The organism is Alteromonas sp. 1_MG-2023 (assembly GCF_030547075.1).
Taxonomy (GTDB): Bacteria; Pseudomonadota; Gammaproteobacteria; order Enterobacterales; family Alteromonadaceae; genus Alteromonas.
On the sequence record NZ_JAUOQH010000007.1, the window covers coordinates 206,467 to 232,361 of the forward strand.

18 protein-coding genes and 1 rRNA gene are annotated in these 25,895 nt (G+C 42.7%); 14 read left to right on the forward strand and 5 right to left on the reverse strand.

Going from position 1 to position 25,895, the window contains the following annotated elements; translation table 11 throughout:
- Nucleotides 1–73: 73 nt before the first annotated feature.
- Nucleotides 74–1,399 carry a mechanosensitive ion channel family protein gene (locus Q4561_RS09930; RefSeq protein ID WP_303459748.1) on the forward strand — a complete coding sequence of 442 codons (1,326 nt, stop codon included), beginning with the start codon at nt 74–76 and terminating at the stop codon, nt 1,397–1,399.
- Here Q4561_RS09930 and Q4561_RS09935 read toward each other — a convergent pair.
- Both Q4561_RS09935 and katG read right to left on the reverse strand, forming a co-directional pair.
- Nucleotides 1,396–1,881, reverse strand: a complete 486-nt coding sequence (locus tag Q4561_RS09935) for a hypothetical protein (RefSeq protein ID WP_303459749.1) — start codon at nt 1,879–1,881, stop codon at nt 1,396–1,398. The genes Q4561_RS09930 and Q4561_RS09935 overlap by 4 nt on opposite strands.
- Before the next feature lie 358 nt (nt 1,882–2,239).
- Entirely contained in the window at nt 2,240–4,540 is a 2,301-nt protein-coding gene (katG, locus tag Q4561_RS09940; RefSeq protein WP_303459751.1) for a catalase/peroxidase HPI, read from the reverse strand.
- A gap of 545 nt (nt 4,541–5,085) precedes the next feature.
- Between katG and Q4561_RS09945 the strand changes: the two genes are divergently transcribed.
- The 5 genes from Q4561_RS09945 to Q4561_RS09965 all read left to right on the forward strand — a co-directional run bounded on the left by Q4561_RS09945 (nt 5,086) and on the right by Q4561_RS09965 (nt 12,198).
- On the forward strand, nt 5,086–5,664 hold the full coding sequence (locus Q4561_RS09945) for a porin family protein (protein ID WP_303459753.1): 579 nt from the start codon (nt 5,086–5,088) through the stop codon (nt 5,662–5,664).
- A 173-nt stretch (nt 5,665–5,837) separates the two neighbouring features.
- Nucleotides 5,838–7,688, forward strand: coding sequence for a monovalent cation:proton antiporter-2 (CPA2) family protein (locus Q4561_RS09950; RefSeq protein ID WP_303459755.1), 1,851 nt, complete (start codon nt 5,838–5,840; stop codon nt 7,686–7,688).
- A 154-nt stretch (nt 7,689–7,842) separates the two neighbouring features.
- Entirely contained in the window at nt 7,843–8,976 is a 1,134-nt protein-coding gene (locus Q4561_RS09955) for a diguanylate cyclase (protein ID WP_303459757.1), read from the forward strand.
- Between the two features lie 304 nt (nt 8,977–9,280).
- Nucleotides 9,281–11,482, forward strand: a complete 2,202-nt coding sequence (locus Q4561_RS09960; RefSeq protein WP_303459760.1) for a VTT domain-containing protein — start codon at nt 9,281–9,283, stop codon at nt 11,480–11,482.
- Nucleotides 11,470–12,198 (forward strand): endonuclease/exonuclease/phosphatase family protein, encoded by a 729-nt coding sequence (locus tag Q4561_RS09965; protein WP_303459761.1) that lies wholly within the window; start codon nt 11,470–11,472, stop codon nt 12,196–12,198. The genes Q4561_RS09960 and Q4561_RS09965 overlap by 13 nt, the downstream gene beginning before the upstream one ends.
- On the opposite strand, the gene Q4561_RS09970 is transcribed toward Q4561_RS09965, so the two are convergent.
- Nucleotides 12,147–13,151 (reverse strand): LysR family transcriptional regulator, encoded by a 1,005-nt coding sequence (locus Q4561_RS09970; protein ID WP_303459764.1) that lies wholly within the window; start codon nt 13,149–13,151, stop codon nt 12,147–12,149. The two genes, Q4561_RS09965 and Q4561_RS09970, sit on opposite strands and share 52 nt — an antisense overlap.
- A 422-nt stretch (nt 13,152–13,573) precedes the next feature.
- Between Q4561_RS09970 and Q4561_RS09975 the strand changes: the two genes are divergently transcribed.
- The 6 genes from Q4561_RS09975 to Q4561_RS10000 all read left to right on the forward strand — a co-directional run bounded on the left by Q4561_RS09975 (nt 13,574) and on the right by Q4561_RS10000 (nt 20,839).
- Nucleotides 13,574–16,219: a TonB-dependent siderophore receptor gene (locus Q4561_RS09975; RefSeq protein ID WP_303459766.1), complete on the forward strand. Its 2,646-nt coding sequence runs from the start codon at nt 13,574–13,576 to the stop codon at nt 16,217–16,219.
- Nucleotides 16,220–16,333: 114 nt separating this feature from the next.
- On the forward strand, nt 16,334–17,158 hold the full coding sequence (locus tag Q4561_RS09980) for a sulfite exporter TauE/SafE family protein (protein WP_303459767.1): 825 nt from the start codon (nt 16,334–16,336) through the stop codon (nt 17,156–17,158).
- Between the two features lie 28 nt (nt 17,159–17,186).
- Nucleotides 17,187–18,356, forward strand: coding sequence for a histidinol-phosphate transaminase (locus tag Q4561_RS09985; RefSeq protein ID WP_303459769.1), 1,170 nt, complete (start codon nt 17,187–17,189; stop codon nt 18,354–18,356).
- A 250-nt stretch (nt 18,357–18,606) separates the two neighbouring features.
- Nucleotides 18,607–18,975 carry a response regulator gene (locus Q4561_RS09990; protein ID WP_303459771.1) on the forward strand — a complete coding sequence of 123 codons (369 nt, stop codon included), beginning with the start codon at nt 18,607–18,609 and terminating at the stop codon, nt 18,973–18,975.
- On the forward strand, nt 18,972–19,556 hold the full coding sequence (locus Q4561_RS09995; protein WP_303459773.1) for a chemotaxis protein CheX: 585 nt from the start codon (nt 18,972–18,974) through the stop codon (nt 19,554–19,556). The genes Q4561_RS09990 and Q4561_RS09995 overlap by 4 nt, the downstream gene beginning before the upstream one ends.
- The gene (locus Q4561_RS10000; RefSeq protein WP_303459776.1) at nt 19,556–20,839 is read left to right on the forward strand and encodes a sensor histidine kinase; all 1,284 of its coding nucleotides are present in this window, start codon (nt 19,556–19,558) and stop codon (nt 20,837–20,839) included. Before Q4561_RS09995 ends, Q4561_RS10000 begins: the two co-directional genes overlap by 1 nt.
- Before the next feature lie 3 nt (nt 20,840–20,842).
- Here Q4561_RS10000 and Q4561_RS10005 read toward each other — a convergent pair whose 3' ends face one another.
- Nucleotides 20,843–21,853 (reverse strand): MBL fold metallo-hydrolase, encoded by a 1,011-nt coding sequence (locus Q4561_RS10005; RefSeq protein WP_303459778.1) that lies wholly within the window; start codon nt 21,851–21,853, stop codon nt 20,843–20,845.
- A 231-nt stretch (nt 21,854–22,084) separates the two neighbouring features.
- On the opposite strand from Q4561_RS10005, the gene Q4561_RS10010 reads away from it, so the two are divergent.
- Complete coding sequence (locus Q4561_RS10010; protein WP_303459780.1) at nt 22,085–24,454, forward strand: DNA polymerase II; 2,370 nt, start codon at nt 22,085–22,087, stop codon at nt 24,452–24,454.
- 242 nt (nt 24,455–24,696) lie between these two features.
- The gene (locus Q4561_RS10015) at nt 24,697–25,296 is read left to right on the forward strand and encodes an EF-hand domain-containing protein (protein WP_303459782.1); all 600 of its coding nucleotides are present in this window, start codon (nt 24,697–24,699) and stop codon (nt 25,294–25,296) included.
- Nucleotides 25,297–25,445: 149 nt separating this feature from the next.
- On the opposite strand, the gene rrf is transcribed toward Q4561_RS10015, so the two are convergent.
- A 5S ribosomal RNA gene (gene rrf / locus Q4561_RS10020) occupies nt 25,446–25,561 on the reverse strand.
- Between the last annotated feature and the right edge of the window lie 334 nt (nt 25,562–25,895).

Here is a 25,895-nt window from a genome sequence, read left to right on the forward strand (position 1 = left end):
TTAAAAAGCGCACTATTGTTTAGTCTTTACTTTCGAGTATCCTGCTCGTACTAATTTTGCGAATATTAATCAAATGACCCTAGATACGCTTTTCGAGCACATTCAAGAAAAATGGACACTAATCCAAGCGTCGGTTTATACCTCAACGTTTCTTATACAGGTTTTGCTTATTGCCGTTATTTACGCGGTGGCGTTTATTCTTTCTCGCCAAGTTAGAAAGCCATTCAAGTTCACTAGAGAAGCACCAAATAGTGGCGTGCACACGCTTCACAATATGTTGTACAAGCTGGGCGGCACCCTATTCCCCGTAATTACCATCAGCTTACTAAAATTAACGACCGTATTGGGCGCGCAATTTCAGTTCGATCCTTGGGTCCTTGAGATTGCCGTGGTGGTGGCGGTCATGCTATTCGTTGCTTCTCTAATTCGTGGATTCATCGACAACCCTATATTTGCCGGCTTCATGCGTTGGATAGGCTTACCTATTCTATTTTTGTACTTAGTGGGCGTGCTGCCCGTTGTGACCGCCGCTTTAGAATCTATGTCTTTATCTATTGGTAATGTAGATATCTCCGCATATGGAATTACTCGCGTTATCTTGTTCGGCGTATTGCTTTTTTGGTTGGGTAGAGCGTCGAATAATCTTGGCCAAGATATAATTCGCAGTCACACCAAGTTGGATGTATCAACCAAAGAAGTGTTCGCAAAACTGTTTGAAGTTGCCTTGTTTTGTATCGTATTTCTGCTTTTACTAAATGTAATGGGTATAAACCTAACCGCTTTGGCCGTGTTTGGTGGTGCTCTGGGTGTGGGTTTAGGCTTGGGTCTTCAATCTATTGCCTCTAACTTTATATCGGGCATTATTATCTTGCTTGATAGGTCGTTAACTGTGGGCGATTTTGTAGAGTTGGAAGACGGCCAAAAAGGCATAGTGCGAGAATTTAAAATGCGTTACGCCGTACTAGAAACCTTCGACGGTAAAGACATACTCGTACCTAACGAAAAGTTTATTAGTTCATTACTTATAAACTGGACCCACAAAGATCCCAAACAGCGCTATCGTATTGATTTTTCGGTTGCTTACAAAACTGATATTCGCGCAATGGTAGAAATTATTAAAGAGACGGTATCACAACATCCCCAGGTCATTAGCGGTGAAGATATACCATTTGAAGAGCTACCCGACTGTGAAATTGACAGCTTTGGTGACTCGGGCGTGAATATGTTTGTGGAGTTTTGGATGGATGGGGTTGATGATGGAAAAAACCGTGTTGGCGGCGATCTGCTGTTAACCGTATTCGAGACGCTTCGCGAACATAAAATTGAAATTCCTTTCCCTCAGCGTGAAGTACGAGTGGTTAACGAAAACGGCATTGGTATTCGTAACACTACGCCCTAATAGCGAGAAAGTAACACATCCCACTGCCACTGCGCATCTTGCAAATTGAGCAGGCCGATAAACTTTTGATAATCGGCCTGCCCCATGGCATGGGCAACTGTTTTTAATTGAGATTTGGCTCGTATCGCTTTTACCTGCAACAACTCCAGTCGTTTATCAGCATTTTCACCAAAGTTAGTATCTAAAATTTCGTTGGCTTTCTTATTCGCATCCCAAAATGTTAGCACGTAGCCAATAAGCTTAAGGTGCACCCCTATCATTTGTTTGCTTTCTATAACCGCCGCTAAGATTGATGAAGCCAACCTCTTTTTAAAACCGCTTTCGGTTTCGCCCCGGGCACTTTCCCACAATAGCTCAAGCGCTACTTGGTATTCTTCAATTAGCCTTATATGCTGCTCGCACCAATGCTGTTCACTAGGAAGTGTATCTAAGTCCTCGGCCAACATTTCTAGGTTTACAAGCTGTCGCTGTATGGTTGCCATGATGCTCTTTTGAATGAGTCGGTTTAAATAAGTAGGTTTATAAAAAAAGCTTATGCGCCATTGCTTTATAACTTTGCCAGTTAAAAGCCGTTAGTAAATAGCGGCTATGTAATAGCTAAAGCGTGAATTTGCTTTTTATCTGAGCTATTCAGCTTATAGAAATCCTTTTACTAATATAAGTGCTTTGAATAAGTGTATAGAAAGTTAGTGGCAGGTACAGAATTAATCGTAGGTAAGCGTTTCATTGCATATAGTTGTATAGCTATTTGAATAATCGTTATGTAACAGCCAATAATAAACGCGGGCAGTGTCACCTGCCCGCGTACTTATAATGTGTAATGAGTAAACGTGTTAACGTCTATTGGTTTAAAGGACTGTTTAAGTCATGGCGTAAATCGAAACGGTCGAGGGTCATGACCTTTGTCCATGCATCTACAAAGTCTTCAACAAACTTGGTTTTCGCATTATCGTACGCATAAACCTCAGACACCGCACGCAACTCGCTATTCGAACCAAACACTAAATCGACAGGTGTAGCTGAGTAGAGCACTTCACCGGTTTTACGGTTTATGCCTTCATAAACCGCAGGGTCGTCTGTTTTTCTCCACTTCACATTCATATCAAGCAATGTAGTAAAGAAATCGTTGTTCAGCGTACCCACGCTACTTGTGAAAACACCATGAGTGCTATTGCCGTTGTTCGCACCTAGGGAACGCATGCCACCTATTAGCACAGTCATCTCTGGAACGGTTAAATTCAGTTGATCGGCTTTATCTACCAACATTTCGGCAGGAGATCGATAGCTAGTGTCTGCGTTGTAGTAATTGCGGAATGCATCAGCGGTTGGCTCTAACAATGAAAATGAATTCACATCAGTTTGGGCCTGTGTAGCATCTCCTCTGCCCGGTATGATGGGCACAGCCACCTCAACACCTGCATCGGCAGCTGCTTTTTCAATTGCTGCACCTCCCGCAATAACAATAAGGTCAGCCAACGAAACTTTAGGGCTTGATGAATTACCGCCATTAAAGTCTTTTTGAATTTCTTTTAAAGTAGAAACAACCGCCTTCACTGTCTCGGGTTCGTTAACCGCCCAATCCATTTGTGGTGCTAATGCGATACGGGCACCGTTTGCACCACCTCGGTAATCAGACGACCTAAAACTGGCAGCTGCTCCCCAAGCAGTTTTCACTAATTGCTGTACGCTTAATCCTGAGTCTAAAATTGTGGCTTTTAATTTTTTAACATCACCATCGGTTACTGGCTTATGATCAGTTGTGGTGACAGGGTCTTGCCATACGAAGTTTTCTTTCGGAATGTCGTTACCAAGATAACGAGCTTTAGGGCCCATATCCCGATGGGTTAGCTTAAACCATGCTTTGGCAAACGCTGTTTGGTACTCTTTTGGATCGGCTAAGAAGCGTTCTGCTATCTTGCGGTACTCTGGGTCATATTTAAGCGCAAGGTCAGCTGTGGTCATAACAGGCGCATGGCGTTTACCTTCAACATGAGCATCAGGCACTGACGTTTGCGCCGACTCATCGGTAGGTATCCATTGAATTGCACCCGCTGGGCTGCGAGTTTGCTTCCACTCAAAGCCTAATAGATTTTGCAGATATAAACTGGTCCATCGTGTAGGAAGTTGTGTCCACGCCCCTTCTAAACCACTGGTAATGGTATCTTCAGAATGCCCTTTGCCGCAGTTGTTTTTCCAACCTAAGCCTTGCTCTTCTACACCAGCACCACCCGGTTCAGCTTCTAAACAGTCGGCAGGCTTGTGAGCGCCGTGCATTTTGCCAAACGTGTGCCCACCAGCAATTAGCGCCACTGTTTCCTCATCATTCATGGCCATACGATTAAATGCAGTACGGATATTTTTCGCAGAGCCCATAGGATCAGGTACACCTTTAGGCCCTTCTGGATTAACGTAAATCAACCCCATGTGGGTTGCACCCAATGGGCGTTGTAACTTACCGTCTTTTTCTTCGCGATCACTGGCGAGCATTTCTACTTCTGGCCCCCAATACACCATGTCCGGTTCCCAGTCATCGGTGCGGCCACCCGCGTAGCCATAGGTATCAAAGCCCATATTTTCCATACCTACGGTGCCGGCAAGTATCATAAGGTCTCCCCACGATAATGCCTTACCGTATTTTTGCTTTATGGGCCATAGTAACCGACGGGCTTTGTCTAAGCTGGCATTATCAGGCCAGCTATTAAGCGGATCAAAACGCATTTGGCCACCGTCACCCCCGCCGCGACCATCTAACGTACGGTATGTACCTGCACTGTGCCATGAAAGTCGAATAAAGAAGGGGCCATAGTTTCCATAATCTGCTGGCCACCAATCCTGTGAGGTAGTCAGTAGTTCATTTACGTCAGCTTTTACTTGGTCTAAGTCTAATGATGCAAATGCTTCTGCATAGTCGAAGTCATCGCCTAGCGGGTTTGAGCGACTGTCATGGTCGCGCAGTTGGGATAAATTAAGTTGTTCTGGCCACCAAAAGTTATTGGTTCGCGCCTGAAAAGGCTGAACCATTCCTGTGCCTTTTGCGCCAGCTGGCTTACTGATTTGATCGTTAGCAAATGACGCGCTTGTGCCTAATGCTAGTGTGACCAACCCTGCTAATGTAGCTTTGTATACCCTGGATATCTTCATGTTGTTTTCCCAATGCTATGTGAGTTTTGCCGATAATTTTTAAGTCCAATATCATCAAATCCATTGTTATTTATGGCTACTGAGTGACTATTGGCTATTTATTAGTAAGCGACGATTATTTGTTAACAATATATTCACATACGTAAAGTAATTAGAGCTTCATAGAAAAGACAGTTGAAAAATTGGATGAAGACGATAGGAAATACTAATTAGATTTTTTCACTTTACTTAACGCCAACTCAAGTTTTCCTAAAAAGTCTTTTGTAAAGAGTCGATTATGAACGCTTCTTTGCTATGTACTCTTTTCAAAAGGTAAGAAACTTATGCCGTACAACTTTTAATCAGCGATTAAAATGCAAACAACTCATCCGGAAAAGTACGGTAAATCGTGAAACTCTTTCCCATTATTTTCCTCATTTAAGACTTTTTTACGCTGGCATGTTGATTGAATAGGTAGTGATATCAAACGTGAGGCATTTCATTCTCACGTAGATCTTCCTTATGGAAGCTAATGGAACGTTGGAAACTAAAACGAGGATGTCATTATGAAAAACACACTTACAGCACTTGCAGGTATTGCAGCACTTACATCATTTGGTAGCTTTGCTCAGTCAAACGACTACTCAGTCGACGAGAGTGGCTTTTATGTCGGTGGTAACTACGGTTATCTTCGTGTAGAAGGTGAAGACGATTTTGATGACGATAAAGATGTATGGCAAGGATTGCTAGGTTATAAATTCAATGAATGGGTTGCGATAGAAGGTAGTTTCATCGACTTTGGTGACTACGGCAACGACATTGCTGGTGGGGATACCGATGGGTACACGGCAGCAATTAAAGGTATTCTTCCAGTAACCGACAAATTTTCGTTATATGCAAAGGTTGGTCAATTGTGGTCAGAAACTGAATACAACCTAGGCGGTGTATCAAGTGACTATGACGACGAGAGCCTTTTTGTTGGCGCAGGCTTAAGCTACGCCATTACCAAGAACTTTTTAGTTAATGCAGAATACACTGTTTACGATGCCGAATTAGATGCCGATGAGGCGGTAGATGATATTGACGATACTAACTTCGAAACAGATTTAAAGCAGGCGAGTATTGGTGTTGAATACCGTTTCTAACCTGCTCAGTTAATACACCTACTAGAAATGCGGCGCGCAAAAGCGCCGCATTTTTTATTGGTCTCTTTTTCTAAAAACTGTTAACTCAAAAAGCACTAAATGATTGTCAAGCTAACGACATCTTTTTGATATAGCATTAAGCATCTCTAAAAAATAAAACGGCAGAAGTAACCATGCTAACACTTGCTCTTATCTACCTTGGTGCAGCGCTAATTGCAGTACCTATTGCCAAACGATTGGGATTAGGTTCAGTGTTAGGTTACCTCATTGCCGGCATTTTAATTGGCCCATTTGTTTTGTCACTAGTTGGCGATCAAACCGAAGTGATGCACTTTGCCGAATTCGGTGTAGTCATGATGCTGTTCTTAATAGGTTTGGAGCTTCAACCCTCCCGATTATGGACATTAAGACACTCAATTGTAGGTTTAGGTGGGTTGCAAGTTCTGCTTTCTACCGGCGCTATATTCGCCATTGTTTATTTTGGCTTAGGGCTAGCGTGGCAGAGCGCCTTGGCCATAGGCTTGATGCTAGCTTTGTCTTCTACCGCTATCGTCATTCAATCGTTAGAAGAAAAAGGGTGGTTGAAACTAGACGCAGGGCAAAATAGTTTCTCTGTGCTGTTATTCCAAGATATCGCTGTTATCCCCATATTGGCACTAATGCCATTGCTTTCATTCCTTCCAGCAAGTGCCGTAGACGGTTCAAGTCATTCGCTGGTCTCTGATTGGTCGGCCATGGGGAAAGTGGGTATTTCTATTGCCGTTATTATTACTATTATTTTGGCAGGAAAATACATTTCCACACCCATTTTCCGCTATATATCTCAAACCCATATGCGTGAAATATTTACGGTTTTCGCGTTATTTCTAGTAATTGCCATTGCGCTTCTCATGCAAACCGTTGGCCTTTCCCCAGCACTTGGTACTTTCTTAGCCGGCGTTGTACTAGCAGAAAGCGAATTTAGGCATGAGTTAGAAGCCGATATCGAGCCCTTTAAGGGGTTATTACTTGGCTTATTTTTTGTCACCGTGGGCGCATCTATAGACTTCGGATTATTGGCAGACAACACCTTACTTATTCTATTACTGGTGTGTGGCCTTGTTGCAGTAAAAGGGCTCGTACTGTTCATACTTGCGCATTTATTCTCGATTAACTCTCGCCAGCGACTCTTATTCACGTTGGCGTTAGCACAAGGGGGGGAGTTTGCTTTCGTATTACTGTCTTTATCTAGAGAACTAAGTATTTTAAGTGGCAAAGAAGCAAATATCGTTACCCTAGTTGTTGCCCTTTCTATGGTAATTACGCCTCTATTGTTAATGGTTTACGACCGTGCTCAAAAATTCCAAAAATCAACAGCACCTGAATTTGATAGGCCTGAAGAAATTGAAGCGTCTCGACATGTCATCATTGCTGGCTACGGCAGGTTTGGCCAAGTTATCGGCCGATTATTAAAAGCCCAAGGTTACGAAGTAAGCGTACTTGACCATAGCCCTAGCCAAATTGACTTATTGAGAAGATTTGGAAACAAGGTGTTCTACGGCGATGCTGCCCGAAAAGAACTATTAGAGGCCGCGGGAGCCAATTCCGCCGATCTTCTCGTGATTGCAATCGATGACCCGTATAAAACCCTCGAAATTATTAATATTGCGCGAAAGCATTATCCTAATTTAAAGCTGGCAGTTCGTGCTCGTGATAGACGTCATGCGTATGAGCTAATTCGTATGAAAGTTAAGACCTTTAACAGAGAGACATTCGACTCAGCATTAGTGTTAGCCGTTGAGTCATTAAAGTTATTAGGTAACGATGATATTGATGCAGAACGTGCTGGTAAGTTATTCCGAAAGCATGATGTTGAATCGATGAACCTACTTGCTGAACTATGGGGAGACGACCATTCCTACGGGGTTGCGATTAAACAGCGCATGGATGAACTCACACAAGTATTAGCTCAAGATACTGAGGCAAGAGAGAAGTTTAACACCTGTGATAGCACCACCGCTCCCAATGAAGCGAAAGAAGGTTAATACAAGCACAGTCTGGTATTAAAATTTATAACTTTATTTAACTAATAATACTCGCAATGAGGTGAGTAGCCTAGTGCACTAATTATACTTTGGTATAATCCTGACCTGAATTTACTATTAGGGCTGTGTGTTGCACATTTTTTTAGCCACCTGCATGCTAGTTTCAATTGCGGTATCTGCTGTTCTTTGTGGCTACTTTGCAATTAAAGCTGTCTATCAGAAAAAAAGAATATTTCGCTACTGGTCAATAGCCAGTGGTTTACTTTGCGCTGGCTTTATTACTCGTCTTAGCGACATGCTATTTTCTACGCCTTCATCTTTATTTATTCTAGGGCTTATTACCTTTGTAGTGGGCTTTTATCAGATATTTTTAGGCTTAGAGTCACTTCAAAAGCATAAAGACTACAAATTAAATCGACATGCGTTGCCCGTACTTGGCGTTGGGGTATTAAGTATTTGCGCCCTATGCATGCTGCCCTCTCTCGCTGAGTCTGTAGCGATGTTCTTCTGTGCCGCACTGGTATTGTTAAGTGAAGGAGTACTTTATAACGATAATAGAGTAAAACAAGAAAAGCGCGCAGTGCTTCGCCCTCTATTGCTTGTCGCTTCTTTTTCACTCTTTTTACACGGAACGGTCTCGGTTGTGCATTCCATTACAGGTGGCATGGATGACTTATCGGTACTTTATCAACTCACTAGCATGCTTATGATAATCAGCACGGTACTAATAGTGCTGACTTTGGTGCACTGTAGTACCGACCCTACAACAGGGTCGCGCTTTACCCGTTCGCCAAATGATATTGGCTCAGTAGTATTAACTCGAGATGGCTTTACTCAGGCTGCAATTAAAAAGCTCAAACAGAGTAACAAGCATGAAAATGTACTCCTGTTAGTTGAAATAGATGATTATCAGGAGGTCTTAAACCATTATGGCGCAAGCGCTGGAGAAAGTGCGAGTTACCAAGTTGGACAGTCACTGATTCATTTTACGCGCTCCCACGATATTGTAGGTCAAATTAATGAGAATCGGTTTGCAGTGTTACTTAGCGATATTACTATTGAATCGGTTCACGTAGTGGCAGATAGGTTAGTAAAACAAGTATTTTCAAAAAACATTCAATCTATAGACAACTCCCCTATGTTCACTGCAAGTATTGGTATTGCACCCTCAACTGATATCGTATTTTCTTGGAAACGGGAAGAGCCTTTCAATGAAGGCAGCGTTAAAAGGGATAATCATACCAGTTTGGTTTATATGCTAACGCCCCTCAATAACGCTGTTTTGTAGATTTGTAAGACAATTAACGGGCTTTTTCTCCTTCTTACTTAAACCTGATTGGCTCATTATTTACTTGTTTCCTACTCTATATTCAGCCTCTTGCCATTATCTCCCTATTACTCTTAATCCATGAAAAAGTTACATTCCTCTTAAGTATATTTATCATCGCGACTTCACAAGAAAAAACAAAAAACCCTTTTATGTTAGACAGTTAGATAATACGGATTGCGTATAACTGATCCGGAACGTTTCCTGCAGCTTTCAACAGAATAAATAGTAACTTTATTACACGGAAGCGATTTCGGGAGACGACATGGTTGATAAAAATAATATATTCAAACCAGGTGAAAATTGTTGGGTAAGCAGCAAGGCGAATTTTGCTGCACCACTCATCGATTGTGGCAACTATTACAAAGCGCTACACAGCGCAATTGTAAAAGCTAAACACAGTATTTTTATCATTGGATGGGACATTGATAGCCGAATCCGCCTATTAAGAGGTGATGATGAAGCCAACAGTGAAGCTCCTAGTGTCGTCAGTGATTTGCTTGCGTGGAAAGCTGAAAACAACCCAGATTTAAACATCTATCTACTTCGTTGGGATTCTTCGTTGGCGTTTTTCTCTAAACGTGAAATGTGGGCGAAAGAAGTGTGGGAAGAGAAAACCCCAGACAATGTACAAACTGAACTGGATGACACTATTCCCATGGGCGGAAGTCAGCATCAAAAAATCATCGTAATTGATGATGAATTGGTATTTTCTGGCGGGATGGATATTTCTACCAACCGCTGGGACACCCGTGATCACCCAGTCGTATCAGAAGAGCGAGATGGCCCTGATGGTGAATACCCTCCTTTGCATGATGTGCAAATGGTGTCTTCTGGCCCGGTAGTGGCAGACTTTTCTCAATTGGTCCGTTGGAGATGGTTGCGGGTTGCCGAAAGCAAGCCTGTTGATATCCGTGAAGATGCGGATACATCATTTGATGGCCCTAAACCTCAAACTTGGCCAGATGATTACCCTCCCCTTTTTAAAAATGTGGATTGCGCACTAGCCAGAACCATCCCATTTATGGATGAAGTAGAACCCGCGCAGGAAGTGCGTACCATGCTGCTTGATTTAATTGGCGAAGCTGAGTCTCTCATTTACATCGAGAATCAATTTACTACCCGCCAAGAAATTGCTGAAGCGATTAACAAGCGAATGAAAGCTCGCCCAGATTTACACGTCATTATTGTTAGTTCGTACGAACCTAAAGGTAAGTTTGAGTGTGAAGCGTTTTGGGCAAGTCGTATCGAATTCAAAGCTATTCTTGAGAAAGACATCGACCCTAAAAGAGTGAAGCTTACTTATTCGTCGTGTGAAGATATGCAGGGAAGAAAAGCGTATAAGCGTATTCACTCCAAGGTGATGACGATTGATGACAAATACCTCGTCATTGGATCATCAAATTTGAGTAATCGCTCAATGACCCTTGATACGGAAATTGATGTCGTACTAAACGGAAACAACGATGCCAATCGCGAAGCTATCTTGCATGTTCGAAATGATTTGCTTGCCGAACATACGGGCAGAGAAATTGACGAAATGCCTGCGCTTTTCGAGCAAAAATATCCTGTTGAAGCATTAGTACTTGGGCAAATTGCTCACGGCTATGTATTAACAGAAGTACGGGATGAGGTATTTACAACGCATTCGGTTAACAATGTATTCCGCTCTTTGTCCGATCCTGAAGAGCCGTTAATCTCTATGCCTTCATTTGACGGTGACATTATGCCTGCTAGAAACCCTAGACGTAGAACCATCATGATCATGTTAGGTCTTGCCGTTATTGCCATTCTGGGCGGTTTAATGTTCTGGGCCAGCCAATCTATTTCATGGTTAAGTGGCGAGAGCATTAATGCGTTTCTTGAGAAGAGTCGGGGTACCTACTTCGCCCTTCCTACTGTGTTATTAGTATATGTAGTGGGAGGGATATTATTCTTCCCTGTTACCGTATTATCACTGGCAGTGGCAGCGATATTCGGGCCAATTTGGGGCCCTGTTTATGGGATTGTAGGTGCCTTACTAAGTTCCGCTATTCTATTTGGCATTGGTAAACTATCTGGTGATGCAGGATTAAGAAAAGTGGGTGGGCCGAAAGTAGAAGCCCTCGACGAAAAACTTAAACAAAGCGGTATTGTAGGTGTAGCAGCAATTCGAATGCTTCCTATCGCGCCTTTTAGTTTGGTTAATCTGGTTGCCGGTATTTCATCCATTGGTTTACTCCAATTTCTTATTGGCACCTTCCTAGGTATGTTTCCGCCGATGATAGCGAAAGGCTTAGTTGGCGACTCTATTACACAAATTTTCCGTAACCCATCTGCTGAAAGCATCAGTTATTTGGTTGGGGGCATAGTGCTTTGGGGACTTATGATTTGGGGCTCTCAGAAATTTGCACGCTATTATCAAGAAAGCCGTAAGAAGCGTGCATCTGACAATAAATCATCGGATAGTGAAGAATGTGCCGCATAATTAGTTATAACATTCACAGCGGACTAGGAAGAGATAAGTTACAAGATTATCGACGTATTGGGCAGTTTCTTGCTGAATCGGGTGCTGATATTGTGCTGTTGCAAGAGATGGACACTCGGCCTTCAGAACGTGCGATTGAGCGAGATGTTGAGGACATTTGTGCCAAAAATGTTTACAACTTGGTGGCATCTCCTGCTTTGCACGAGCCAAGTGGGTGGTATGGTAACGCCATACTCACTCGCTTCAAAGTATTGGAGCAAGTCACTTTTGATGTAAGCCAACAAGGTCGTCAGCCCAGAAACGTGCAAATCGTTGTGCTACAAACAGATAAAGGCCCACTTACTGTGGTCAATACCCACAAAGGGTTAAAGCGATTGGAGCGCCGTTCTCAATTTGCTTTGCTGCATGATTATCTTGCTGAAAGGATGAGGACTAACCCAATGCCTTTGGTATTAGCGGGAGATTTCAATGAGTGGCAATTTTTTTCACGAGCGTTCACTTCGTTGAATAAACTTTTGGTTCAACACAAAGTAGGACCTACTTTCCCAAGCCAATTGCCGATATTTTCTCTCGATCGAGTTTGGGTTAGTGATGATATTGCAGTTTCAGAATGTATAAAGTTAACGTCGGAAAAAGCCAAAGTGTTTTCTGATCACCTACCTGTTCAACTCGACATTAGGCTTCCAGAAGCAAGCGTTCCCTTTACCTCTGAATAATCGGTAAATGCCAAGGTACCTCGCCAGTGTTGAATTGCTTGCTCACTGGCGACAACTTTTTTGATTACCTTAAGCATTTTCAACACGGCTTCATTTAATGGGCTCGTTTTATTAGTAGCCGCCAGCACTAAGCGCTGCATTTCTGGCTCTACAATTTTTAACGTTGATACCAAGCCTGACTCTTCAAGGTGAAAAATAGCCGATGTAGGCAGAATCATCACCCCCTCTCCTTGCATAACTTGTCTTAATCCTGTCATTAACTGGCCCGAATACGCTAAATTATGCTGCAAACTGACACCCGTCGCCTTTTCATAATGTTCAATAAGTTTGCCCAACGCATCTTTGTTTCCAGGTGACAACAATGGAAATTGGCTAAGAGCCCAAAAGGGTATGCTGTCTCTTCCCGCTAATGAGCTGTACTCACTAGACGTTGCCTGACTTGCCATGACTAGGTGTAAATTCTCTCGAATGAGGGGCGAAACCGTCATAAATCGCGGATCGACATCTTGCTCGTAAGTTAACGCGATATCCACATGCCGCCCTTCTAGCCAGCCTTTGACGGAGTAAGAAGGTCCAGTGCTAATTTCTAATTTCAATTTAGAGTGATTTTGTTTTACCTCAGCAATTAACGGCATCGACAGAACATTCCCGATAGAGGGAAGCATACCCACTTTCACAGTGCCTGCGGTTTTTCCTACTAGCTCTCGTAACTCAGACTTTGCTGTATTGATGTCATCCATGAGTTTAGTGGCATGGACAAGAAATAAGTCCCCCGCTGGCGTAAGTGTCACCCCCGAAAATGTGCGGCTTAACAGTTGCGCCCCCATTTCCCTTTCGAGGCTGGCCAGCTGCTGACTAATGGCAGGTTGCGCGATATCAAGTTCTCGTGCAGCGCCGGCAATGCTGCCTTTGTGCACTGCGGTTAAAAAATACTGCAATTGCTTAGAGTTCAATGAATAGGTTCCCGAATATGACAGATTTATAACACGTTGCCATAAAGCACAGGTCGCTTTATTGATATTGAAATCAGCAAGTTACATGCCATCTAACGGTTTAACCTTATTTGCATTTGTAAAATTAAAGTTAACGTTAAAGCTGTATTTATTTTTTTTAACGCTTACTGAAATAATTAAGACAAACAAAATCATGATGTTAGGTAGAGCCTCAATATTATTCTTATACCCCTCAATATTCTTTTTTCTTTCACGATTTTAAAAGAATTTTTAGCCTGAGTATCAATACAGGTAACCACACACAACATTTATAAGATGAAGGATGCATCAAGGTGGTGCTTGTAATGCCAAACGTGGGCGGCATTAGTCCCTGCTCCAAATGAAGAATAACAACTCATAACGGCTTGTTTTAGGGAACACACATGAGAAAAAACAAATTACATAATGCAATTGCACTAGCGTTTACTGGTATTACTTTGTCTTTGGCTGCACCACTCGCACTAGCGCAAGAAGCTGAAGAAACCGCGGTAGACCCCAAAAATGTTGAAAAAATTGCTGTTGTTGGTGCACGTGGTGCACCTCGCTCGGTAACCAGCTCTCCTGTACCTGTAGACGTATTAAGCGCTGAAGATATTGAAGCTGTCGCCTTCACCGATATGAACAACGTGCTGATGACGTTAGTTCCTTCGTACTCGGTAAGCCGCCAACCTATTTCAGACGGTGGTACTTTCATAAGACCGGCCACACTGCGTGGTATGCCTACAGATAAAACCTTAGTGTTAGTTAACTCTAAGCGCCGCCATAGAGCGGCACTCGTATCTATTGGTGGTTCAGGTACTCAAGGCCCAGATATTGCTACTATACCAACCGCCGCGATTGGCAGCGTAGAAGTGTTACGTGATGGCGCAGCAGCACAATATGGTTCTGATGCCATTGCAGGGGTTATTAACTTCCAGTTAAAAGAAAATACTGAAGGTGGTTCATTCACTGCTGATTACGGCAGCTACTTTGAAGGTGATGGCGACCAAATCACTATTACGGGTAACAAAGGTTTTGCGCTCGGCGATGATGGCTTTCTAAGTATTTCAGCCGAGTATTCAGACAGTGAAGCAACCTACCGTGGCGAGCAATACTGCGAAGATTGGTTTTGTGTAGACGAGCAATCTGACCAATATATTGCCGATGCCACCGCAATGGCTAACTCAGTTCATGGCTCTGATGAAGTACAACCGTGGGGCCAACCGAATACCAGTGGTACTCGCATCTTTTTTAATGCTGGCTATGCATTAACTGCTGAGATGGAGCTTTACGCATTTGGTAACTATTCAGAAAGTGAAGGCGATGGTTCATTTTATTATCGCTACCCAGGTAACGGTACGATTGAAGATATTCGCTTAGAAGATGGTTCTATTTGGAGCCCTACAGAGATATTCCCAGGCGGTTTCACCCCACGCTTCTTTGGTGATGTGACCGACTATTCTTTGGTTGGCGGTATCAAAGGAACGTCTGGCGACCTAGGCTACGACATTAGTGGTCGCTACGGGTATAACGATATTTCTTACACGCTTTCCAATACTATTAACCCTTCAATGGGTAACGACTCACCTACCTCATTCAAACCAGGTGATTTGACTAACGAAGAAACACAGATTCAAGCCGATTTCACCTATGATTTTAATGAGTATATTTTAGCCTTTGGTGCAAGTTATCTTGATGAGTCTTATGAAATTACTGAGGGCGAAGTAGATTCTTACTTTGCAGGGCCATATGCAACGTCTGATCCTTGGGGCTTCTGTAATGATGATTACACAACAACGGATGCCGGTCTTGCTGCGATAGCGGCTGGTTCTTCATTGAATTGTGCTAATTTCACTTCTGATACTGACGATGATGGCGTGCCGGATGATGGATTCGATGGTGTTGACGCGGTTTATACCGTAGTTGGTGTAGGCTCAAATGGTTTCCCAGGCTACTCTCCTGATTACTCAGGTACCTACAGTCGTGATTCTTACGCGGTATATGCCGATATTTCTGGTGATATTACTGATGAGCTATTTGCTCAGGCAGCTATCCGTTATGAAGATTACTCAGATTTTGGTTCTGAAGTGGTTTATAAGGTTGCCGGCATTTATCAAATTAATGATGAAGTTGCGGTTAGAAGCTCATACGGCACAGGCTTCAGAGCGCCAACACCAGGTCAGCAAGGTACTACTAACGTATCGACTCGCTTACCCGATGGCTTCCCCGTTGCTACCGGCTTGTTTCCAGCAGGTGGTGACGTAGCGCAGGCATTAGGGGCTGAAGAATTACTTCCTGAAAAATCGACTAACTTTACATTAGGTTTAACCGCCAGCTTTGGTGATTTAACCCTTACTGCCGATTACTACAACATTAAATTAGAAGACAGACTGTACTCAGTATCAACACGAGACGTTTCTACTACAGTAGTTACCGACCCTGATGATGACGGCTACGATGCTTACCAGAATTACCTTGCACTTTCAGGTGCTGGCGTATCTGGTGCAGAATCAATTGGGGGGGTGTTCTTCTTCCAAAATGCGTTCGATACGGTTACCGAAGGTGTTGATCTTGTTGCCACTTATAAAATGGAAACGACGTACGGCTCTACTATGATTACAGGGTCTATTAACTATAACGATACCACGTTCGACTCAGACCCTAGCGAATACCTAGATGCAGAAGATGAGTTTGACTTTGAAAATAGCACCCCAGAAATGCGTGGTGTATTTTCGATAACACATAGTTACGACGTATGGTCTGCTGTAGCAAGACTTAGCTACTATGGAGAATACGAGAATGCGGGTGACGACGACGGAGAAGATCCAATAAATATCCAAACCTATGGCTCTGAATTTATGTTTGATATTGAAGGGTCATACCTTATCAATGAAAACTTAACATTATCGGTAGGTGTTCGTAATTTATTCGACAACTACCCAGATCCTACCACAACCAGCGATGCCTGCTGTGGTCAAATCTACGACTCTGCGTCGGTCGTCGACTGGCAGGGTGGTTACTACTACACCCGCTTAGCGGCAAGATTCTAAAAGTAACCTAATAAACACCGGCAAATGCCGGTGTTTATATTTTCACTGTTCGATTTAAGTAAAATTTAAAGGTCAATTCATGTTATTAGAAGTAGTTACTGGAGAGGTGGTTTCGTGGAAATAGAACTTCTCTGGTTCGTTGTTACTCTTTGTATTACTGGTGCTATTGCAGGCATTACCGCAGGTTTGTTTGGAAACGGTGGTGGCTTTGTTGTAGTTCCCGCCTTACTGGCAGTATTTCCTTTCTTTACCCCCCCTTCACAAGAGTTGGTAAAAGTAGCAATAGGCACGTCTTTAGCCTCTATTGTGGTATCTAGTACCCGTTCAGTGATGGCACATCATAAGAAAGGGGCAGTAGATTTCGCTATTTTAAAATCATGGAGCATCTGGATAGTATTGGGTGTAATAGGCGGTATCTTTATTGCCAGTAGCACAAGTAGCGATGGCCTAACGGTCGTTTTTGCGGCAGGTGTCTTACTTTATTCTATCTACTTCTTGTTTCCAGAATTTGTAATTCGCCCTGGAGTGGCTTTATCGATGCCTGAAGGTGTTGCTAAGTCAGTACTCGCTTTTGTACTAGGCGGCTTTTCGGCGCTTCTAGGGATTGGTGGTGGCACGCCCATGGTAATTACTATGGTTATCTGTCAACGCACAATCCAGCAAGCGGTAGCTACCGCCGCTGGGGTTGGTTTCCTAATAGGTCTACCTGGCGCTATCGGCTTTCTCTTTATGACGCATCCCGAAACCGCCATTTTACCTGTAGGTACAATAGGTTATATCAACATTCCCGCATTAGTTGCCATTAGCATTGGTGCCATTATCACTGCCCCAATGGGTGCAAAAATGGCGCATAACTTTAGTGAGAAGAAGCTAAAGAGAATGTTCGGCATTTATTTAGTAATTGTCTCAAGTGCTATGTTTTACAAAGCACTGAAATAGTTATCATAATTGAGTTAAGGAATTAGTAATGACACACAATGTTTCAAGACGCATATTTTTAGGTGGCAGTGCTGCTGCTACCGCCATTGGCGCCTCAGGCTTGATTACGTCGGCGGGCCTTCAGGCTGCAACGCCAGCCATGTCTAAAGTACTTTATGGCCCTAAACCAGGTATCGCTAAATTAAATGCCAATGAAAACCCATTTGGACCAAGCTCGGCAGCGTTGAAAGCGATTGCAACTGCATCTGCAGAGGGTGGCGCTTACTATGCTTACCCCGCAGCAATGACCTTGTTAGACATGATTGCAGAGCGCCATGGAATTACCCCTAAGAATATTTCGTTAAGTGCAGGTTCTAGCCCGATTCTCTCTTACGCTGCCCTTGCGGCAAGCAAAAAAGGAAAAATATTAGGCCCCGACCTTTTCTGGGATACTACCTCAAAAGCACCAGAGAAACAGGGTGCACCTGAAATCGTTCGGGTACCTAACACCAAAGAATTAGCTATTGACTTGGATGCCATGTATGCCGCCATCGATGATAGTGTTGGTATGGTGCATATCACCAATCCTAACAACCCAACCGGACGCCTTCTAGATCCTGCAAAGCTTCGAGAGTTCTGTATCAAAGCGTCTAAAAAGACCTTAGTACTGGTTGATGAAGCTTATAATGAACTTACGGACGATCCGCCAGCAAACTCGATGATCCCGTTGGTAAAGGCTGGCCACAATATTATTGTTGCGCGAACCTTTTCTAAAATTTACGGGTTAGCAGGTATGCGTGTTGGTTATATGATTGCGTCTGAAGAAAACACAGAGTGGATCAATCGTTATGGCATGGGTGGCTACACGTTAAACCAAGCTGGTTTAGCGGCTGCAATTGCCTCATATAATGACGAAGCCTTCTTAACATTTGTTAAAGATAAGGTTATAGAAGCAAAAGGTTTAGTGATGGATGGCCTCAAGGCTAATGGCCTTACAGCTCTTCCTTCCAGTACTAACTTTGTTTTTGTCGATCTCGGTAAAGGAGATGCTGAATTATTTAGAGCCGCCATGGCGGAGAAAGATATTCACATCCGCGGTATTTATCGCACCTATACTAATTGGTCTAGAGTAAGCATGGGTAAAATTGCAGACGTTCAGCGTTATGTAGATGCTATTCCGCAAGCGTTAGAAACCATGACTAAAAAACAGAATTCTTAAGTGGATTAAAACATCTTTATAATATGCGCGCGGCCACTTCACGCTGTGCGCTCTTCTCGTTCCACCCTTATCAATCCGCATTTACACGTAAAGTCTAATGCTCATAAACGTCCTCTTTGTCATATACTCCTTAAGTTCCTAGCTCGAATACCCCTATCTAGGTTTTAGATATTTAGTTTGTTTACTATGCTTCTTGCAGGATCGTAATAATTGCACATACTGTATTAATAGACGTAAATGGAGGCTGTTGATGGCACTATCTGTCTTAGTTGCTGACGACTCTAAATTGTCACGCCGTAGCGTAAAAAAGTCGCTACCGCCGGAATTAGATTACGATATTTCAGAGGCAACGAATGGCCAAGAAGCCATAGATTTTTTAGCTGAAAACACCTTCGACCTTGTGCTGCTTGATTTAACGATGCCAGAGGTTGATGGTGTGGATGTGCTGGAATACTTATCCAAACGTGAAGAATGCTTCCCTAATGTCATTGTGATCAGTGCAGATTTTCAGCCAGAAATACAGCGCATCGTGCTTTCCTTAGGGGCACAACGATTCATCAGAAAACCATTAGACAAAGAAGAGCTGGCAATGACTATGTTCGAGTTGGGGTATCTATGAGCGTTGTAATTCCGTTAGATGAGGAACAACGCGATGCACTGCAAGAATTGCTCAACATAGCAATGGGACAGGCAGCTAACTCGCTAGCCCAATTAATTGAAACAAAAATTGATATTTCAATTCCCAAAATCACCTCAGTTACACCTGCCCAGCTTTACAGTTTGCTGTTTGGTTCGCAAGATACCTTTCACACCCGTCAGTCATTTTTAGGTGACATACAAGGCGAAGTCATTTCAGTACTATCTCGCTCTGGATTAAGTGAGATAGCCAAACTGATGGACTATAGCGATCCGCTAAGTAAAGAGGATGTGGAAGAAATCATACTCGAGCTATCCAACATTCTAGCTGGAGCCTGTTTGGCGGGTTTATCCAGCCAATTAGAATTGACTACTAATTTGAACATGCCAACTTTATTTACACCAAATAAAGAAAACTTTGATGAGCTCAAATGGCAACACAGTTTAGTAATGGAAGTACAATTTACCGTGGCTGTTTCATCCTTTTCTATGCGTGTTGTTTTCTGCTTAGATGACGATTCACTGACAAGAATGAAAGATACTTTAGATGAACTTCTAGACTAATGTTTGAACAGCTGGTTGAAAAACTTCCTGTTGGAATTGGCATCGTTGATGAAAATTTTTTGGTCATTTATTTAAACGACTTCTTTAGAGATCGCCTTCCACGAGAATATCGGAATTCGTACAAGGACACACCGGTTACCGATATTTTTAGCCACCAAGCTAAGTTTCTTGAGCGAAGGCTTAAATCAGTTTTTGTACTTCAGCATCCTAGTTTCAGCTACTGGGAACAGCGCCCCCATATATTTCCTTTTAAAAGTAGTAGACCGATAACTGGCGAAGAAACGCAGATGTATCAAAACATGGAGATTTTGCCAGTAAAGGACAAAAGCACAGGAAGAAAATACGCCTGCATTTTCTTGCAAGACGTTACCGCGCAAGCCAGCTACTTCCGTACCCAACAAAAGCTATCTGCCGCACTTAAAGAAGAACACGAAGCTCAACGCAAACTTATTCATAAACTTGATACCGCTCAATCTCAACTCATTCAAGCGGAAAAAATGGCATCAACGGGCCAATTAGCTGCGGGGATTGCCCATGAGATAAATAACCCAATTGGCTTTATTAATTCAAACTTAGACACCCTGTCACAATACGCTAATAACTTAATATCTATTTGCGATGGGGTAGAAAATCACGTTACCGATTTCAACGATGAAGTGAAAGAGCAAATAAAAAATCTTTTCGAAGCGCAGCACTATGATTTGATAAAAGATGACATTGAAGAGTTGCTTGAAGAATCGAAAGCAGGCTTAAATCGCGTTAAGGATATTGTCGATAATCTAAAACAGTTTTCCCTCGACAGCACAAAAGGCAGTCAGATTGTAGAGTTAAACGACGTCGCCTCACAAACCATCAAGCTTGTATCTACCCAATATGCTTCTCATCATTATAAGGTTGAATCAGCCGACGAAAAGATAGAGATAATGGCCAACCCAGGGATGATCAAACAAGCCTTGATGAACATATTGCTAAACGCCGCACAGGCTATTCCAGACAAAGGCTACGTTAAGTTATCCTTATTAAAAAATAGCGAGAACATTACGATTAAAGTGTTAGACAGCGGTGAAGGTATAGAGCATAAAAATATGAAAAGAGTCTTCGAACCCTTTTTTACTACCCGCCCTGAAGGTCAAGGGCAAGGGTTGGGATTATCCACTGCCTATACCATTATAAAAAAGCACAAAGGCAAAATTTCAATCAATAGCAAAGTGGGCAAAGGTACGGTGGTTACAATAGAACTACCTATCACTTCAAAAGACAATTCAGCTACAGCCCCTCAGTAACCTCTATTGTTGAGCGCCGTATACATAAATTCCGTCATCAGATAAATGTCGCGTTATTTTGCCATGAGACAATAGGTAGTTTAAGTGGGACACACACTCAGCTACGGCAAACACGATATTTCTACCACTCAGTTCCCGTTTAAATAAGACAGGCAACAACTCGACCACCGTCTGAGGTTTGCTGCAAGCCTCCACAAGTGCATTTAAATGACGATGGTGATGTTCAATAAGCTCATTTACTCGGTCTTTTACACCAACAAAAGGCTGTCGGTGTGCGGGTAACACTAGGGTTTTTTCCGGTAAGTCAGTGAAAGGCAAAAGCGTAGACAAATAATCTTGAAGCGTATTGCCCTCAGGTTCTGTTGAATACACGCCTATATTGGGTGTTATCTGCGGCAGGATATGGTCGCCAGCTAACAGTATCCCAAGTTCTTTGGAATATAAGCATACGTGTTCTGGTGAATGCCCTCTGCCTATCATCACTTCCCATGAGTTACCCTTTAGCGTAAGCACATCACTTTGCTTTAACCGTCTATAGCTGATGGGAATTGGCGATACAACATTGCTGTAACCTTTATTGCCTGACATGAGCGAGGTTACGTCATCTGGCTGTAAACCGGCACGGTGATAATACTGCTCATCCCGCCATGCTGAGGTGTCGCTTTTCCCTCCAGTGAACGCGCGCGCAGTAAAATACTCAACCTGCGACATGTATAAAGGCACTTTGAATTGGTCGGCTATCCAACCGGCTAAACCCACATGATCAGGATGCAAATGCGTAACTAAAACCGCTGAAATGGGCTTATCCAATGCGGCAAAAATCTCATTCCACAATGTCTTAGTTGTATTCGTACCGAGCCCAGTATCGATAACCACCCAGCCATCATCATCTTCAACAAGATAGAGATTTATATGATCGAGTTCGAAAGGCAGTGGCATACGAAGCCAAAGTACACCTTTTGTTATCTCAGTCCACTCACCTGGAGACGGAAGCGCTATTGTGGGGTAATGCATACATCTTCACCTTTTCGCTGGTATACTTACTTCTATAACGATAGGTAGACAAAAACAAACGTATCTGTTTGATAATCAACTATAGCGTTAAGTAATATCATCATCTTTCCTACGGATAGCGAGAGTTAGCGAGCAATAGTGAACAATTTACCTCTCTCATCTTAAGTAAAGAAAATCGACTGCTCTGTACCATGCGTCCTTCATTATTTCACCAACGAAAATTAACTTGCCGTGATTAGAAAAGGCTACATTCTCAGTAAACACACTCATGTTAAACATGCGAACAGTAAGCATAAAGGTGCTTGTGTTGAAGTGTGGGTGTCTACCGATGATGGTCCAGTATGTCTTCAAAGCGCTATGCAGAAACCCTCATGTTTTGTGGCAACCGAAAATACGAAAAACATATTGGAAAAGGCAAAGCGAGAAGGTATTGAGGTTGAAGTTTCCTCAGACAGTTTCTTTACTCTTGAGCAAGTGGAAGTAGACACCCTTAAAACCACGTCTGACTCTCACATGCACCAATTAAGGCTGCTTGCTAAAAGTTTACACATCACTTTGTATGAAGCTGATATAAGACTTGCCGATAGGTATTTGATGGAGCGGTTTATATACGGTTCGTTGGAGTTTGTTGCTGCTGACGCAAACGCAACATTAATACCTGATGCGCGAATTAGGCCCGCAATCTATACGCCAAACCTTTACTCGATTAGCATCGATATTGAGTGCGATGAACATGAAAACCTATTCAGTATAGCGCTAGCTTCCAGCGACGTTAACGAGGTGATGTTGGTTTCTGCGCCCACTCACCCCAAGACGCTAGATGTTCCAGACACATTTTCACTGAGCCAGTTTTCTACTGAATCAGCGCTACTTACTGCGTTTGCAAAGCGTATACGCGATATTGATCCAGACGTTATCTTAGGCTGGAACGTCAAACAATTTGATATGGCCGTGCTTGCAAGGCGAGCAAAAAAACAAGGCGTCAAATTTACAATAGGCAGAGACAAACGAGAAGCCTTCGTTAGGGATTGGGATGGCCAAACTATCGTGGATATACCCGGTCGAAGTATTGTAGATGGCATTGAAGCGCTAAAGACTATGACCTATCAATTTGACTCTTTCTCTTTAGACAATGTTGCACAGCAATTACTGGGTGATAAAAAGCTTATACAGAGTGAAGACAAGCTTGCAGCAATAAAAGCCTTGTATTACGAAGACCCCTCTTCGCTTGCCAGCTATAACCACAAAGACTGTGTATTGGTAAATGAGATTGCTGCAAAAACCCGATTTATCGAATTTCTTATTTTAAGAGGCACCTTAACAGGGCTCGATTTAGGAAGACCCGGTGGGTCAGTAGCGGCATTTCTCAATGTGTATTTACCAAAGTTACACCGACAAAGGTACGTAAGTGGTGTACGCCCAGAGCACGGCGGGTTGGCTAGCCCTGGCGGCTATGTGATGAATTCACAGCCAGGCCTATACTCTGATGTACTCGTACTCGACTTTAAGAGCCTATACCCGTCAATTATTCGCACGTTTAAGATTGACCCAATGGGGCTTGCCGAAGGCCTTAAAGATCCTAGCAGTGCCATCGAGGGATTCAAAGGAGCTATGTTCAGTCGTAACAATCATTTTTTGCCCGATATTATAGACAACCTATGGCGCCAAAGAGACGAAGCAAAAAAACAAAACGATGCGCCACGCTCTCAAGCAATAAAAATCTTAATGAACTCCTTTTACGGTGTATTAGGGAGTGGCGGATGCCCCTTTTACGACCCGAGATTAGCAAGCTCTATAACTTTGCGCGGGCATGAAATAATGCAAACTACTGCAAAGTGGATAGAAGAAGCAGGGTTCTCAGTTATCTATGGCGATACAGACTCTACCTTTGTACACGTGAATAACAACACATCGTTAGGCACGCCTAACGAAACGGGACAGTCCCTAGCAAATACTATTAATCATAAGTGGCAACGCAAGCTTCGAGAAGACTATGATATAGACTGCCATCTGGACATTGAATTTGAGACCCACTTTGAAACCTTTTTTATGCCCACAATTAGAGGCTCTGCGTTAGGTAGTAAAAAGCGATATGCAGGTTTAAAGCAAACGGGTGACAAAAAAGAGCTGGTTTTTAAAGGGTTAGAAAACGTACGTTCAGACTGGACCGAATTAGCTAAATACTTTCAGTATGAATTGTATCGACGTGTTTTTGAAAAAGCCCCTGTAACTGATTTTATTAAACAAACAGTTAATAATATTCGCCAAGGGAAAGAAGACGCCAGACTCGTGTATGCAAAACGATTAAGGAAGCCATTAAGTGATTACATCAAATCGTTGCCTCCTCATGTAAAAGCAGCGCGCCTCGCAGATGATATTAATCGTAAAACAGGCCAACGACTACGTTACCAACATAATACAACCATACGCTATGTCATGACGGTACAAGGCCCGCAAACTATAGAGCATCAAGTGGCGCCTCTCGATTATGACCATTATATTGATAAACAAATTATGCCTATTGCCGATAGTATACTCCCTCTCATCAACCTCTCCTTCTCTGAGTTAACCAACGAACAGTTGTCATTATTTTCTCGTTAGCTGTTTATACGGCCCACATTCATATTGTGAATGAGAAAGACAAACCAATTAGTCTGAATAAATTTCAAATACTGTTAAAAAGTAACAATAAATAGTAGCGTCCATTTCGGTTATCAACCCTACCTAACATATTAAAATCATGTATTTACAGTCACTGGCACAAAGAATGAATAATCTTATGTGAGTATTAAATATTTCGCTTACATTGAGTGAAATACTATTCACTACAGAAGGAGAATGTGATGAAAAAGCTAACACTATCACTAATTATTGGTGCAGTTATGTCGACTACAGCAGTTGCTGGAGATATCCAGGGTGGTCATAACTCAAATATAAGCGCTGATTTTTCTAAATTGGATAACGATGGAAATGGACACATCACCAAAGCAGAATTGAAAGCGGCAAACTCGGGTAAATTCCTGAAGAAGATGGACGCAGACGGTAACGAAAAAGTTACCCAGTCAGAATTTGATAAGTACGTTAAAAACAACCCTAGCATGTTTTCCAAAGATGTAGTGACAAGGGTTGAAACAAATGGCACTACAGACGCAGTGTTAACCCGTAAGATGACTACATCTTCATCGCAATCCATGAGCGAGCCCATGATAGCTGGTAGCGGCGCGACTATGGAAAAAGGTAAAGAGATGATGGGCAAAGAGATGTCCAGCGAGATGAAGGCTAAAGTTACTGCTAAATTTAACAAAGCAGACAGTAACGATGACGGTAAACTTTCGATGATGGAAGTAAAAAAGGCCGGTATTGAAGGTGACTTTGGTGAAATGGATAAAGACGATAACCAACTTCTAACTAAGATGGAATTTCGTCAGCATTTAACTCACTAATAGGTTCTCAGTAGCTTACTATTTATCTTGTATGTTTATTTACGAGATAGCAAAAACCCCGCGCTAGCGGGGTTCTTTATTGGCTATTTACTTTCTTTCACACATAAAAAAAGGGCTATCCGTTAGGATAGCCCTTTCTTCGAATGGGAGCTTGGCAGTGTGCTACTCTCACATGGGGAAACCCCACACTACCATCGCCGCTAATACGTTTCACTTCTGAGTTCGGAATGGGATCAGGTGGTACCGTATCGCTATGGCTGCCAAGCGAAAAACTTGTGCAAACTTTCGTTCGCGTAATACCGACTTATTCAGTCCATATTACTTTAATAATTAACAATTTAGGAATTCTGATATTCACGTAATCAATCTTTTGAGCACTGAGTACTACTACTCTAGTTGCTTTAATTAGCTTGTAAACAACACCGAAGTTCTTCACATGGCACTTCTTTAGCGAGTAAGAAAATGGTCAGTCGAGTTTCTCGACGTTTAAGCCATTTTCTACGACTAAGCGTAGCGCCATAAAAAGCCTCTTGGGCGTTGTATGGTTAAGCCTCTCGGGCAATTAGTACAGGTTAGCTTAACGCCTTACAACGCTTCCA